This is a genomic window from Bartonella sp. M0192 (genome assembly GCF_016102305.1).
In the GTDB taxonomy this organism is placed as follows: domain Bacteria; phylum Pseudomonadota; class Alphaproteobacteria; order Rhizobiales; family Rhizobiaceae; genus Bartonella; species Bartonella apihabitans.
On sequence record NZ_JACFOU010000001.1, the window covers coordinates 1,294,396 to 1,308,809 of the forward strand.

Sequence of the window (14,414 nt, forward strand, 5' to 3'; positions counted from 1 at the left end):
CCTCACTGAAGGTTGTTGGTTATTGCTTTAAGATTCGCGATATTGGCTTTGACAGGTGCCTTTGCATTGGCAAGTTCCAAAATTGCAAGACCGAGATCTGCTCCCACCATAGCATCGATATTGGTTTTTAACTGAGGTTCGAGCGATTTGGGGTCGGTGTTCAAAGGTTGAACCGATTCTGTTACAAGATAAACAATCCGCTGGTCCTTATCGGCGGCCTTGGACACACCGCTATGCCCCTTGGGACCGGAGAAAGCCGCATTGATACCATCAGCTCCCAGGACTTCATCCGAACCACCACGGTTAAGCCCGCGAGCTGTCTTTTTCGTCACACCAAGCTCTCGAGCCAAATCATCAAGTGTTTTGTGATCTTTCAATTCCTGTTCCAGTTTCGAAGCTTTCTCGTCGAGTAGTCTTTGTGTTTCCCCGGCTTTCCATAAAGCAACGACTTTATCTTTAACCTCATCCAGAGTTTGGTCACGGGAATCGACAATTTTGTCAACGCGATACCATAAGTAACCGCCTCCCTTAATCGCAATGGGATCAAGATCGGCTCCTTCTGTAGCCTGAAAGATATTATCAACGAGCATAGATTGTTGTGGTAAATCAGCTACTGCTTTTCCATCAGGCGTTTGGGCCTTTGAATCAATCGTAACCTTCCACAAATCGAGCTTATATTGTTTTGCGAGCTCATCAAGTGACATCCCTTCGAAGCGGGCATTTTCAATGGCATCATGATTATCGCGCATAGCATTTGCTGCGTTTTCCTTCGCTAATCTATTGCGGATATCCGGTTCGGCTTTTTCCAATGGAGTAGGACCTTGCGGCGTAATTTTTACGACACGTATGATGACCGGTCCTTCAAGATCATTGATGACGTCACTGACCTTGTTCGGTTCGAGTTCGAAAATGTCTCTTGCAATAGTCGACGGAAAACCGGTTTTTGCTGCGGGACCTTTGGTAATGTCTTCTAGTGTTTTATGTTCACTGCTGACCAGATCCTCGAAAGTCGTTCCATTACGGAGTTTGGCGGAAGCATTGTCTGCTTCTTGTCTTGTTTTGAAGCGCAATATTTGAACCGTACGTTCCTCGGGTGACATGAAACGAGAAGCATTGCGGGTATAATAGTCCTTGATTTCATCCTCGGAAATATCGGCAGGTTTAAGCAAGCTTTCCGGTGTCATTTCCATTAAAGTGACCTGACGATATTCCGGTGCGTGAAATTCGGCCTTATGGGCGTCAAACGATTTTTGCAATTGTTCGGAAGTGGGGTCTTTAATTTCGCCAATTTCTTTTTTCGTCACGAGAAGGTAATCGACAGAGCGTGTTTCGTTGCGGTAATTCAGCAATGCCGAGTAAAATACGTCGGGCGCAGCCATGTCGTTGACTGCGGAATAGACAAGCTGGTTACGTTTCTCTTTACCGGCCAGGTAATCAATAAAATCAGCCTCGGGAAGCCCCTCTTGTTTGAGATAGCTCAGAAAAATAGTGCGATCGAATTGCCCTTGCTGTTGAAAAAACCGGTCGGCACCTATGGCACGGGCAATTCCATCTTTTGAAACGCCGATTTTCATCAACCGAACCTGCTCGTCGAGCAATACATCCTGCTGAAGCTGGCTAAGCGCCATTTGCGGAAGACCGTATTGCTTGGCTTCGGCTTCGGAAAGCAAACGTGGTAGCTGATTGGTGCTCGCAAAAAGCTTGATCTGATCTTGCAAAGCTAATCTGTAAGTATTGGCTTTGATTGTGGATTTTCCCGATGTGAACAAGTCATGTCCACTGGTTCTTCTTAATTCCGGCACTCCCCATAAAAGGACAAAGCATAGAACAAGCAGACCAAGGAAAACCTTGGCAATCCAAGAATTGACAGCACTTCGTATTGTATCAAGCATCGGCGAATTCCGTTTTAACTGGCTTCATTTAAGCAAAAAGCTCTGATAGGATGTGCAACAAAGGCGCACAATATGCAAGGTTTAACACTTGCTTTAGTGGTGTAATTTGTTAGTTAAGGCTATTAATGCGCTGTTTTAAGACTGTTATTGAGGAAAAATCATGACACCGAATGTTAGACCGCTCGTCGCAGGAAATTGGAAAATGAATGGCACTGGCGAATCTCTTGCCGAGTTGCGGGCAATTTCCGCTGGTGTTAATTCGGATCTTGGACGTTTATTCGAAGCATTAATTTGTGTACCGGCTACTTTGCTCTCCAGAGCCGCCGACAGTCTTGATGGCGAAAAACTTCTTCTCGGCGGGGAGGATTGCCACACAGCCGATTTTGGTGCCCATACCGGAGATATTTCCGCTCCCATGCTCAAAGAGGCCGGAGCGAGTTACGTCATTGTCGGCCATTCGGAAAGACGTAATGACCACCATGAAAGCAACGATCTTGTTCGGCAAAAAGCCGAAGCGGCGTGGCGAGCCGGTCTGGTTTCGATAATTTGTGTTGGTGAAAAACTTGAAGAACGCGAAAGCGGAAAGACGCTTGATGTCATTGAAAAACAATTGGCTGGTTCTGTCCCCGATCATGCAACACCGCAAAATACCGTGATTGCCTACGAACCGGTTTGGGCTATTGGTACCGGTAAAACACCGACAGCTAAAGACGTTGGTGAAGTCCACGAATTTATGCGCAACAAGCTGGTTGCCCGTTTTGGACAATCGGGAAAACTCTTCCGTTTGCTTTATGGTGGTTCCGTCAAGCCTGATAATGCTGTCGAATTATTGGGCGTTCATAATGTCGACGGTGCGCTGGTCGGCGGAGCGAGCTTGAAAGCCAATGATTTTCTGGCAATTTGCGGCGCTTATCGGAAATTATAGTTGAAGATTTTTGTCTTGCCTCTTGGATTATGTAAAAATTACGTGTAAACAGCCGCGAACGGTAATAATAGAGCAGAGCTTATGCAGACAGTATTGATTGTCATTCATCTTCTAATTGTCATCGCACTTGTCGGCGTTGTATTGATACAGCGTTCCGAAGGTGGTGGCCTGGGCATTGGCGGTGGTTCCGGCTTTATGACAGCACGCGGCACAAAAAACGCGCTGACACGGCTGACGGCAATTCTTGCACTCTGTTTTTTTGCAACATCGATTGCTCTTGTAGTTCTGGATAGTGTTTCCAATCCTGCTGCCGATATTATCAATCGTATTCCTGCAAAGGATACAAAAGCTCCGACTCAAAATACACCGTCGACTGCAACAGAACAGATACCGACAGGTGAAGGTCAAGCACCGGCAAACAATGCAAATCAACCGGCAGGTTCTAACCAGTCAGGTAATGAAGACCAGAAGGGCAACCAAAGCACGATAACGCCGGATGCCCAGAAATCTTCCACAAATGGCAATAAATCAGCTCCGGTTATGGAAAATCCGGTGCCGCAGCAACAGGAAAATCCGGTACCAAACAACTAAACGAGGGTTTGGTATACGGTTTTGAGATTCCGGTTGATCAATTACAGAAAATAAAGGGCGGTTTTCGCCCTTTTATTTTGTTGAACGGCTCATTTGTTTTATGTTGAATTTTCAGACCCAAAAATTTTTACAGAATAATTTTATAATAGTTTTGTAAATTGATTAAATATTTTTAATCACTGGATAAACTCTTCAGCCAATCGGAAAGTCTGTTTCAGAATTTTCTATCAGACCTACTGAAGTAAGAATGCTATTTTTTTGAAGAAATCGGGGAGGGGGCAAGAAAACAAATTGAATTTCTGTGCGGAATTTTCTATTTGGCAATTTGAACGTGGATTTTAACCCTGTTTTATCTAATGCTGGCCGAACGAAATATTATTATTGGCAGAATAGCTTCAACCTAGACAAATGGAAAAAAATTCCAAATCTTAACAAAGTGTTGCATGACTGCCATAGCAGTCAGTCAACTTTTATGTCGCTACTTGAAAAAGATTGAGGACAAACAAATTTGGTCGTATGAACAGCAGCAGTGTTGCTAAAACCGAATTTGTTGTAAAACCTCTCGAACTTTCATCGCGGAATTGAAGTTGAAATGATCCACCGTTTATTGATTGCCGGTTTGTCCGGCTTGTTTTTTTTGTCAGGTAATGTTGCCTTTTCAGAAGAAATTGCTGATAGCGATGATGCCGATAATGCTCAAGTCGCATCGGTTGCGCCCGTTGGACATATTCAGATACCAACTGTCAAAAGTTATAACGTACCGGAAAAATATCGTCCTCAGACCGTATCCTTTTCCGGTTATAAACCGGGGACGATTGTTATCGATCCCAAGAATTATTTCCTTTATCTGATCGAAACACCCACAACCGCAAGACGTTACGGAATTGCTGTTGGTAAGATCGGGCTTCAGTTCAAAGGAACAGCCAATATCCGTTTTAAACGCGAATGGCCACGTTGGATTCCGACAAAAGATATGGTTAAACGTAGTCCCCAGCATTACGCAAAATTTGCCAATGGTATGGATGGGGGCCCGGGAAATCCGCTCGGCGCACGTGCGCTATATCTCTGGCAGGGTAATAAAGACACCTATATCCGTATTCATGGGACAGTCCAGCCTTGGACAATCGGTTCTTCTGCTTCCAATGGCTGCTTCCGTATGATCAATGATGATGTTCTTGATCTTTATGATCGGGTGGATGTCGGCACAGAAGTTGTTGTGCTTTGAAACACAATTAAAATCTACTTTTAAAAGCCCCGCGTCATACGGGGCTTTTTATTAATCAAAACAACGCTTTAATGCTGAAAAGCGAATCGGTTTTTCAAGTTTGGTCGATTTTTTTATATAAAAATCCTTAGAGAGTAGAAATACGGGGCCTTTCGGGAATCGTAATTAAAAAGAAAAAATTGCGAAAAACCCAATTTTTTTCTGGAAGAATCATCAATGAACGGTTATCTCCATAAGCCCATGGCACGATATGTTTTTATTACTGGTGGCGTGGTTTCTTCCCTTGGAAAAGGCATTGCCGCAGCAGCTTTAGCTGCATTGTTACAGGCTCGCGGGTACCGTGTAAGGATCCGCAAGCTAGACCCCTATCTTAACGTTGATCCCGGCACAATGTCGCCTTATCAGCACGGAGAAGTCTTCGTGACCGATGACGGTGCCGAGACGGATCTTGATCTTGGGCATTACGAGCGTTTTACCGGTCGTTCGGCAAACAAGCAGGACAATATCACGACCGGCCGCATTTATCGAAATATCATTGAACGGGAACGGCGTGGCGATTATCTCGGTGCGACGGTTCAGGTTATTCCGCATGTTACTGATGAAATCAAAAATTTCATTATGGAAGGTAATGAAAATTACGATTTCGTTTTATGCGAGATTGGCGGCACAGTCGGCGATATTGAAGCGATGCCGTTTTTGGAAGCGATAAGGCAGCTTCATAATGAATTACCGCCTCATACAACGGTCTATATGCATCTAACATTGATGCCCTATATTCCCGCTGCCGGAGAATTGAAAACCAAGCCGACACAACATTCGGTTCGTGAATTACAGTCTGTGGGTATTGCTCCGGACATATTACTTGTGCGTACCGATCGGGCTATTCCGGAATCGGAACGGCGCAAACTTTCGCTCTTTTGTAACGTCCGTCCGTCAGCCGTGATTCAGGCGCTTGATGTCGATACGATTTATGACGTTCCGATAGCCTACCATCGGGAGGGGCTGGATTCGGAAGTTCTGGCTGCTTTTGGAATTGATCCGGCTCCGGAACCGAAAATGGATCGCTGGATTGAAATTAATCGTCGTCTTCATAATCCGGAAGGCGAAGTCACTATTGCGGTGGTCGGTAAATATACCGGCTTGAAAGATGCCTACAAATCTCTTAACGAGGCTTTAACCCATGGCGGTCTTGCCAATAAGGTCAAAGTCAATCTCGAATGGATAGAGTCGGAAATTTTCGAAAAAGAAGACCCGACACCTTATCTCGAAAAAGTCCATGGCATTCTTGTTCCCGGTGCTTTCGGCGAACGTGGTGCCGAAGGCAAGATCATGGCCATTCGTTTTGCTCGCGAGCGTAAAGTTCCGTTTTTCGGTATATGCTTTGGTATGCAGATGGCCTGCATAGAGGCTGCACGTAATCTCGGCGGTATCAAAAATGCTTCGTCGACCGAATTTGGTCCCACGGACGAGCCGGTCGTTGGTTTGATGACAGAATGGCTTAAAGGGAATGCTTTGGAAAAACGTGCTGAAAAGGGCAATCTCGGTGGCACAATGCGCCTTGGAGCTTATGAAGCAATCCTGAAAGAAGATAGTGCCATTGCAAAGATCTACGGAAAAACCGATATTTTTGAACGCCATCGCCATCGTTACGAGGTCAATATCGACTATAAAGAACGGCTTGAAAATTGTGGTTTGATTTTCTCCGGCATGTCACCTGACGGTGTTTTACCAGAGACAATCGAATATAAGGATCATCCATGGTTTATCGGGGTTCAATATCATCCCGAGCTGAAATCGCGTCCTTTCGAACCTCATCCGCTTTTTGCCTCTTTTATAAAAGCAGCGATGGTACAAGGCAGATTGGTTTAATAAGGGCGATCGGTTTAATATCGTATTCGTTTTTGATATTTGAATTTTGCAAAGTTCCAATAAGGGGCTTTGCAATTTTTTTGGTAGATAAATGATTTTGCGACTTGTTTGAATAATTTTGCGAGTTGTTTGATCAGTTAAATTTATTCAGGAATATAATGATTGCAGGGATATAGTGATTGTTTTTCCACTATAACGCTTTCATCAGGTCCGTGATTTTGGATTAATTACCGGTTTTTTGATTTTTTCTTTTCGGCTCAAAAAACCGGAACCGGATATCTTGTATTGAGCATTTCATTCTCGGTCACGGTTTTAAAAACATTCCGGATTGATGCTTTCTTTTGTACAAAATTACCGAAAGCAGTTGATTGTTGCTTTTGAGCGGCATTTGAAAACAATCATATTGAATAGACTGTGTTTTTTAAGGTAAGGTCTGACAATCAGCAAAAATCATATGAAAATGATTAGATTAGAGGACTAGATGACGAAACCGAATAGCACTGTCTCTGTAGGAAATGTTGTATTTTCCAATAGTGCGCCGCTTTCAATTATTGCGGGGCCATGTCAAATGGAAAGCCGTGAACATGCATTTGATATGGCGGGTAAGATAAAAGAGATTGCAGAAAAACTGGGTATTGGTGTTGTTTATAAGTCGAGTTTTGACAAGGCCAACCGTACGTCTTTGAACAGCAAGCGTGGCATCGGCCTTGAAAAGGCTATGGACGTATTTGATGATTTGAAACGGGAATTCGGTATTCCTGTACTGACGGATATTCATACAGAAGAACAATGTGCACTTGTTGCTCCTCATGTTGATGTTTTACAAATTCCCGCATTTTTGTGTCGTCAAACCGATCTTCTTGTGGCAGCAGCAAAAACCGGCCGCGTTATCAATGTAAAAAAAGGTCAATTTCTCGCCCCGTGGGATATGAAAAATGTCCTGGCCAAAATTACCGAGAGCGGAAATCCGAATGTTATGGCTTGTGAGCGGGGTGTTTCGTTCGGTTATAATACGTTGATTTCGGATATGCGGGCATTGCCGATTATGGCACAATTCGGCTCGCCGGTCATTTTTGATGCCACCCATTCTGTCCAGCAACCGGGCGGGCAGGGCACATCCTCGGGCGGACAACGCGAATTTGTTGAAACGCTTGCACGCGCGGCTGTGGCAGTCGGTGTTGCCGGTGTTTTTCTGGAAACACATCAGGATCCGGATCATGCTCCCTCTGATGGGCCGAATATGGTCAAGCTCGAAAATTTGCCGAATCTGTTGGAAACATTGATGGCGTTTGACCGGTTGGCAAAAAAGCTTTAATCGATTTTATGAGATGTTAGGTATTCCCTCGCAAAGAGAGTTTGTCTAATCATGAAAGAACTAACGAACCCTGATCGGGAAGGAAACGCGAGATGACTGCAATTGTAGATATTGTTGGCCGTGAAATTCTGGATAGTCGTGGCAATCCGACTGTCGAAGTTGATGTAGTTTTGGAAGATGGTGCATTTGGGCGCGCAGCGGTGCCTTCCGGGGCTTCGACAGGTGCTCATGAAGCTGTCGAACTGCGCGATGGCGGTACACGTTATCAGGGTAAAGGCGTTGAAAAAGCGGTGAATGCAGTCAACGGCGAAATTCTTCAGGAAATTGGTGGTCTTGATGCGGAAGATCAAATAGCGATTGATGAGGCGATGATTGCGCTGGATGGTACAGCAAACAAGTCGCGCCTTGGTGCGAATGCAATTTTGGGAGTTTCTCTGGCAACAGCAAAAGCTGCCGCAAATTCTGCCGGTCTGCCGCTTTATCGTTATGTCGGCGGTACTCAGGCCCATTTGATGCCAACGCCAATGATGAATATTATCAATGGCGGCGTTCACGCTGACAATCCGATCGATTTTCAGGAATTCATGATTTTGCCAGTTGGTGCACCGACTTTGAAGGAAGCTGTCCGTTACGGCGCCGAGATTTTCCACACCTTGAAAAAGCGCTTGAAAGATGCCGGTTTCAATACCAATGTCGGCGATGAAGGCGGTTTTGCTCCAAATCTCAAGAGTGCCGAAGCAGCTCTCGAATTCATTGTCGAATCCATCAAGGCAGCCGGTTACAAGCCGGGCGAACAGGTCGCGCTCGGCCTTGATTGTGCATCATCGGAATTTTATAAAAACGGTTCCTATGTTTACACTGGCGAAGGCAAAACGCGCAGTGCTGAACAACAGGCAGATTATCTCGAAAAACTCATTAGCGATTTCCCGATTATCACAATCGAGGATGGTATGGCAGAAGACGATTGGGATGGTTGGAAAATTCTGACTGACCGGATCGGTAAAAAATGCCAACTCGTTGGAGATGATCTTTTCGTTACCAATTCTGCACGTTTACGCGACGGTATCAAAATGGGCGTCGCCAATTCTTTGCTCGTCAAAGTCAACCAGATTGGTACTTTAAGTGAAACACTTGATGCTGTCGAAACAGCTCATAAAGCCGGTTATACAGCAATTATGTCGCACCGCTCCGGTGAAACCGAAGATTCGACCATTGCCGATTTGGCTGTTGCCACCAATTGTGGGCAGATCAAGACCGGGTCTCTTGCCCGTTCAGACCGGCTTGCCAAATATAACCAGTTGATGCGAATCGAGGAAGAACTGGGCGGTCAGGCTCGCTATCCCGGTATTTCCGCTTTTCGTATCTGATTGAAGATTAGCAATATCAAAACTCTTTTTTGAAGAGCGGACTTCAGAGTCCGCTCTTTGTTGATTTTTGCATTAATTTTTATAACGGACTAGCTTTTTGAAACACGCAACATATTTAAACCAGTGGTCTGACCCCACAAAATAGCAATGTTTATCAAAAAGCAAAGTTGAATGCTCACTCAACTGAAGCAGTTTGCTTTTTAACAAAAGATCAGGAGTTTTTATGCGCGGTTCGATTATAAGTTACACAAGGAACAAAGGTCTTATCTCGGGAGCCGATAACAACCGTTACGAATTTACGCGGCTTGACTGGAGCGGACAAGGCGAACCGTCGGCCGGAATCAAGGTTGATTTTGTAACACAAGGGGCGATCGCCAAAAATATCTTTCCCTTAAGCATTGATAGCAAGCATTCGAAAGTCGTTATGGCAATCGTATGCTGGTTCTTCGGGATTTTCGGAGTTCATCGTTTTATGGTCGGAAAAATCGGTACTGGCGTGTTGATGCTTCTGCTCACGGTTACAGTTATCGGTTCGATCATTTCGTTTATTTGGTCAATTATCGATTTTATTCTGATCCTTATGGGGAAATTCAAAGATAAAGACGGAAATCCGATCACAAGCGAATATCTTTGACTTGGAAATAATCACTGGAAAGGTCAACACCGGAAAACAGAGGCGAATATTTTTGCGATTATCTGTCAGGCAATGAACTTTGTGAAGTTTGTCTTTTGATGTGTCTGCACGAGACAAGTGGTCGAGATAGCACTGGTTAAAATGTCTATAACGGGTATTTTTAAAAAAAATCCAAAAATCAACCGGCAAAAGCTTTTCGTCATTTTGTTTTTAGGAATTTAGCCTTCCGGTAATCTATCTTTAATAAAAATCATGCATCAATGATTTAAGTTCGATAGGGACAGAAATGCTGAAATGATGTGGACAAAACAGAAACGCAGATCAATCAAGGGGCGCTTTATATTGCCGCTTATGACGATTGGTGTGCTGAGCTATTTTGGCTACCACATTTATCACGGTGAATATGGTTTATATTCTCGTGTTAAAGTAGAACAACATATCGACAGCCTCAACAACGAGTTGAAATCGCTTGAAGAGCAGCGCAAAGGAATAGAAAAAAAGGTTTCGCTTTTAAAAGACGGTCATATAGAACGCGATATGCTTGATGAATATGCTCGCAAAAATCTTAATCTTTCGAAGCCGAATGAATTTGTTATTCTGACGGGTCAAGGCGATTTGTCAAAATAGCAAAATTCTGTTTATTTCCTAAAAAATAAATATATCAATACCTTACACGAATTTTTACAAACATTTATAGTGCTTGTAACTTTGGCGGGGAAAGCGTATTTTTTAAAACACCAATTAAGGGAGTTTAATATGGCAGCACGGGCTAAAAAAACTTCTGCGAAAAAAACGCAGACCGTATTAACCAATACCGCCAGATCACCTGAGCCGGCGGAATTCACCAAAGAAGAAGAACTTCAGTTTTATCACGATATGCTTTTAATCCGACGGTTTGAAGAAAAAGCCGGTCAGCTTTATGGCATGGGCGTTATTGGCGGCTTTTGTCACCTTTATATCGGCCAAGAGGCGGTGGTAACCGGAACTGTCAAAGCAATAAAACAAGGCGATCAGGTGATCACTTCCTATCGCGATCATGGACATATGTTGGCAACAGGTATGAACCCTCGCGGTGTCATGGCTGAACTCGCCGGTCGCAAAGATGGCTTTTCCAAAGGGAAGGGCGGTTCGATGCATATGTTTTCCAAGGAAAAGAACTTTTTTGGCGGACATGGTATCGTCGGTGCGCAGGTTCCGATCGGAACAGGATTGGCTTTTTCCAATAAATACCTTGGACGCGATAATGTAACGCTTGTCTATTTCGGTGACGGCGCGGCCAATCAGGGCCAGGTCTATGAAAGCTTCAATATGGCTTCGCTTTGGAAACTTCCTGTCGTTTACGTTATTGAAAACAACCAATATGCCATGGGAACGGCAGTTTCTCGTGCTTCTGCCGAGACCGATTTTTCACGTCGTGGTTTGTCTTTTGAAATTCCCGGTTATGTTGTCGATGGTATGGATGTCTGTGCTGTAAAATCGGCAGCCGATGAGGCTGTTGCATGGGCACGTTCAGGCAAAGGTCCGATTATTCTCGACATGCAGACCTATCGTTATCGTGGTCACTCTATGTCGGATCCGGCCAAATATCGCACCAAAGAAGAGGTGGAAAAGGTCAAGACCGAACATGATCCGATCAATCAGGTGAAGAACCGTTGTATCAAAAAGGGTTGGGCAACAGAAGACGAATTGAAAGACATTGACAAAAAGGTTCGTGCTATCGTTGCAGATGCGGCAGATTTTGCTGAAAATGATCCCGAGCCGGATGTATCCGAGCTCTATACCGATGTTCTTCTTTAATAGCGAGGAAAGCGACTATGTCTATTGATATCTTGATGCCGGCGCTTTCGCCCACAATGGAAGAAGGCAAAATTTCAAAATGGCTTAAAAAGGAAGGCGATAAGGTCGAGGCCGGTGATGTGATTGCCGAAATCGAAACCGATAAAGCCACTATGGAAGTCGATGCAGCCGATGAAGGAACTATCGGCAAGATTCTTGTTCCTGAAGGAACAGCAGGTGTAAAGGTCAACACGCCTATTGCGGTTCTGCTTGAAGATGGTGAAACAGCGGCGGATATTAAAAATGCCGTTAATCCGGCAAAAGAGGCAGCACCAAAAGCACCGCAACCACCTGCACCTGCCGCTCCGGCTCCGGCTGCACCGAAGCCCGCAGAGCCGGTCGTTCAATCCGACCCCGATATTCCGGCCGGAACAGAAATGGTCAAAATGACTGTTCGCGAGGCTTTGAACGAAGCCTTGGCTGAGGAAATGCGTCGTGACGACAAGGTTTTTCTGATTGGTGAAGAAGTTGCACAATATCAGGGTGCTTATAAGGTCAGTCAGGGACTGCTTGATGAATTCGGTGCACGCCGCGTTATTGATACGCCGATTACCGAACAGGGCTTTGCCGGCCTTGGCGTTGGGGCAGCCTTTGGTGGCCTGCGTCCTGTCGTTGAATTCATGACGTTCAACTTTGCCATGCAAGCAATCGACCAAATTGTCAATTCGGCTGCTAAAACACATTATATGTCTGGCGGGCAGATGCATGCCCCTATGGTTTTCCGTGGTCCGAATGGGGCGGCCGCTCGTGTTGGTGCCCAGCATTCGCAATGCTATGCATCATGGTACAGTCATGTACCGGGCTTGAAGGTTATCATGCCTTACACGGCTGCCGATGCCAAAGGGCTTCTCAAAGCGGCAATCCGCGATGATAATCCCGTCATCTTCCTTGAAAATGAATTGCTCTATGGTCATCAGTTCGACGTGCCAAAGCTTGATGATTTTGTTTTGCCAATCGGCAAAGCCCGCATCCATAAAGCCGGTAACGATGTAACAATCGTCGGCATGGGCATGGGGATGAATTACGCGGTTGAAGCACTGCCGGAATTCGAGAAACTCGGAATTGATGTCGAGTTGATAGATCTGAGAACTGTTCGTCCGATGGACTTGCCGACAATTATTGAATCGGTCAAGAAAACCGGTCGTTTGGTCACGATCGAAGAAGGCTTTCCGCAATCATCTGTCGGAACAGAAATTGCAACACGTGTAATGCAGCAGGCGTTTGATTATCTTGATGCGCCGATTGCTACAATTGCAGGCAAGGATGTTCCTATGCCTTATGCTGCCAATCTCGAAAAACTTGCTTTGCCGAGTGTTGCAGAGGTTGTTGATGCCGTAAAATCTGTCACCTACAAAGCCTGAAGGAGAACGCACTATGGCTATAAAAATCACGATGCCGGCGCTTTCCCCGACAATGGAAGAAGGCACTTTGTCAAAGTGGGATATCAAAGAGGGCGACAAAGTTTCGCCGGGTGATACTGTTGCCGAAATTGAAACAGATAAGGCAACGATGGAAGTTGATGCCGCTGATGAAGGCACGCTTGTAAAAATCGTCGTTCCGGCAGGGACACAAGGTGTAAAAGTGAATGCCTTGATCGGTATTCTCGCAGAAGACGGCGAAAGTGCCGAGGATGCCATCAAAGCGATTGAAGACGAAGAGAAAAAACAGCCTTCATCTTCTCCGGCACCGGCTCAGCCGACGACACCCGCTGCACCCGCAAAAGCAGATTCAACTCCGGTTCAAGCTGCTAAAGCGTCTCCGGCTCCCAAACAAGCGACTCCCACTTCTTCCGAAACACCGGGTACAGAAAAGGGCAACCGTATATTTGCCTCGCCATTGGCACGGCGGCTTGCCAAACAAAACGGGCTTCAATTGTCGCTTATTTCAGGCACAGGTCCGCATGGTCGTATCATCAAGCGCGATATTGATAGCGCTCTTGCAAACGGCACAGGCAAGGCTGCTGGTATTGCGGAGCAGTCTGTACAGTCTTCTGTCTCGCTCGAAAGCTCGTCTTCAGACGAATTGACAATGAAGCTTTTCAATACCGATGAATATGAAATCGTGCCTCACGACGGTATGCGAAAGACTATTGCCAAGCGTCTCGTTGAATCCAAACATACAGTTCCGCATTTTTATGTAACAATTGATTGCGAGATTGATGCATTGCTGAAATTGCGCGCAGAATTGAACGCAGCAGCTCCGATGGTTAAAAACGATGTTGGCGAAAAACCGGCCTACAAACTTTCAGTGAATGATATGGTTATCAAAGCGACTGCATTGGCACTTAAAGCTGTGCCGGATGCCAATGTTTCCTGGCTTGATAGCGGTATGATGCGCCACAAATTTGTGGACGTGGGGGTCGCTGTTTCCATTCCGAACGGCTTGATTACGCCGATCATCAAACATGCTGAGGAAAAATCGCTTTCGACAATTTCCAATGCAATGAAAGATTTGGCAAAACGGGCGCGGGAACGCAAGTTGAAACCCGAGGAATATCAGGGCGGAACGACTGCTGTTTCCAATATGGGCATGTATGGTGTCAAGGATTTCTGCGCCATTATCAACCCGCCACATGCGACGATCTTTGCAATCGGTGCAGGTGAGCAACGCGCTGTCGTTAAAAATGGTGCCTTGGCCATCGCAACGGTCATGTCGGTGACATTGTCAACCGACCATCGCGCGGTAGACGGAGCATTGGCAGCCGAGCTTGCACAAGCTTTCAAAAAGTTCATTGAAAACCCGATGAGCATGTTGGTGTAA

Annotated in this window: 12 protein-coding genes; 11 read left to right on the forward strand and 1 reads right to left on the reverse strand. The window is 45.4% G+C overall.

Annotation, left to right across the window (positions count from 1 at the left end; genetic code table 11):
- Nucleotides 1-2: 2 nt before the first annotated feature.
- On the reverse strand, nucleotides 3-1,892 hold the full coding sequence (locus tag H3S82_RS05695) for a peptidyl-prolyl cis-trans isomerase (RefSeq protein WP_198232325.1): 1,890 nt from the start codon (nucleotides 1,890-1,892) through the stop codon (nucleotides 3-5).
- Nucleotides 1,893-2,052: 160 nt separating this feature from the next.
- Between H3S82_RS05695 and tpiA the strand changes: the two genes are divergently transcribed.
- The 11 genes from tpiA (at nucleotide 2,053) to H3S82_RS05750 (ending at nucleotide 14,414) form a co-directional block, all read left to right on the forward strand.
- Nucleotides 2,053-2,817 carry a triose-phosphate isomerase gene (gene tpiA / locus H3S82_RS05700; RefSeq protein WP_077971085.1) on the forward strand — a complete coding sequence of 255 codons (765 nt, stop codon included), beginning with the start codon at nucleotides 2,053-2,055 and terminating at the stop codon, nucleotides 2,815-2,817.
- Between the two features lie 81 nt (nucleotides 2,818-2,898).
- Entirely contained in the window at nucleotides 2,899-3,408 is a 510-nt protein-coding gene (gene secG / locus H3S82_RS05705) for a preprotein translocase subunit SecG (RefSeq protein ID WP_198233559.1), read from the forward strand.
- 592 nt (nucleotides 3,409-4,000) lie between these two features.
- Nucleotides 4,001-4,633: a L,D-transpeptidase gene (locus H3S82_RS05710; protein ID WP_198234366.1), complete on the forward strand. Its 633-nt coding sequence runs from the start codon at nucleotides 4,001-4,003 to the stop codon at nucleotides 4,631-4,633.
- 240 nt (nucleotides 4,634-4,873) lie between these two features.
- Complete coding sequence (locus H3S82_RS05715; protein ID WP_198232951.1) at nucleotides 4,874-6,502, forward strand: CTP synthase; 1,629 nt, start codon at nucleotides 4,874-4,876, stop codon at nucleotides 6,500-6,502.
- 481 nt (nucleotides 6,503-6,983) lie between these two features.
- Nucleotides 6,984-7,817 carry a 3-deoxy-8-phosphooctulonate synthase gene (gene kdsA, locus H3S82_RS05720; protein ID WP_198232924.1) on the forward strand — a complete coding sequence of 278 codons (834 nt, stop codon included), beginning with the start codon at nucleotides 6,984-6,986 and terminating at the stop codon, nucleotides 7,815-7,817.
- Between the two features lie 92 nt (nucleotides 7,818-7,909).
- Nucleotides 7,910-9,184, forward strand: coding sequence for a phosphopyruvate hydratase (gene eno, locus H3S82_RS05725; protein ID WP_198232925.1), 1,275 nt, complete (start codon nucleotides 7,910-7,912; stop codon nucleotides 9,182-9,184).
- A 223-nt stretch (nucleotides 9,185-9,407) separates the two neighbouring features.
- Nucleotides 9,408-9,818: a TM2 domain-containing protein gene (locus tag H3S82_RS05730; protein WP_198232926.1), complete on the forward strand. Its 411-nt coding sequence runs from the start codon at nucleotides 9,408-9,410 to the stop codon at nucleotides 9,816-9,818.
- A 297-nt stretch (nucleotides 9,819-10,115) separates the two neighbouring features.
- A complete protein-coding gene (locus H3S82_RS05735) occupies nucleotides 10,116-10,445 on the forward strand; it encodes a septum formation initiator family protein (RefSeq protein WP_077991813.1) in 330 nt (109 codons plus the stop codon).
- A 129-nt stretch (nucleotides 10,446-10,574) separates the two neighbouring features.
- Nucleotides 10,575-11,615 carry a pyruvate dehydrogenase (acetyl-transferring) E1 component subunit alpha gene (gene pdhA / locus H3S82_RS05740; protein ID WP_077971101.1) on the forward strand — a complete coding sequence of 347 codons (1,041 nt, stop codon included), beginning with the start codon at nucleotides 10,575-10,577 and terminating at the stop codon, nucleotides 11,613-11,615.
- A 56-nt stretch (nucleotides 11,616-11,671) separates the two neighbouring features.
- Nucleotides 11,672-13,015, forward strand: a complete 1,344-nt coding sequence (locus H3S82_RS05745; protein WP_370541276.1) for a pyruvate dehydrogenase complex E1 component subunit beta — start codon at nucleotides 11,672-11,674, stop codon at nucleotides 13,013-13,015.
- Nucleotides 13,016-13,028: 13 nt separating this feature from the next.
- Nucleotides 13,029-14,414, forward strand: coding sequence for a pyruvate dehydrogenase complex dihydrolipoamide acetyltransferase (locus tag H3S82_RS05750; protein ID WP_198232928.1), 1,386 nt, complete (start codon nucleotides 13,029-13,031; stop codon nucleotides 14,412-14,414).